2 pseudogenes are annotated in these 563 nt (G+C 72.1%); both read right to left on the bottom strand.

The features are described 5' to 3' along the window. Window positions 1-309: pseudogene (locus KUM32_RS38480) on the bottom strand (ferritin-like domain-containing protein); the annotation flags it as partial. After that, window positions 306-563 (bottom strand): annotated as a pseudogene (locus KUM32_RS38485) (hypothetical protein); the annotation flags it as partial. The pseudogenes KUM32_RS38485 and KUM32_RS38480, both read right to left, overlap by 4 nt.

A 563-nucleotide genomic window follows, 5' to 3' on the forward strand; every position in this document is an offset into this window, starting at 1 on the left:
CTCGACGTCCAACGCCTCGGCCCAGCCGGGCACGGGCCCGCCCGCGGCCTCGCCGACGACGAACACCCGGGTCTTGGTGAACTCCGCCTTGCCGCGCAGCGTGCGCACCGCCGACGGTATGGACGTGCCGTTGCCGCCGACGTACGCCACGGCGAGTTCGGTGCCCGGCTCCAGCTCGTGCAGGTAGCGCTCGAAGGTGTCCGGCTGTGAGCGGTCGAGGCCGATCTCGCCGAAGCGGGCCAGGGAGAGCTGCTCGGCGAGCGTGGTGCCGGGCAGGCAGTCGACGAAGACGATGCGTGTCGTGCTCATGGGTTTTCCCTTCGGAGTGGATGTGCTGGGCGCTCCTCGACGGGCCCGGCGGGCAGTCGCCCGGCGGCGGGACGCGGTGCCATGCCGAGGGCGGCCACGGCACCGAGCAGCATGAGCGCCCCGATGGCGACCCAGGCGTGGACGAAGGCCCGGTGCGTCGCGTCGTAGGTGTGCGGGGTGCCGAGGATCGCGATCAACAGGCTGATGCCGAGCACGCTGCCGATCTGCCGGCTCATGTTGACCACCGCGCTGCC

Source organism: Streptomyces sp. AC627_RSS907, from assembly GCF_019049165.1.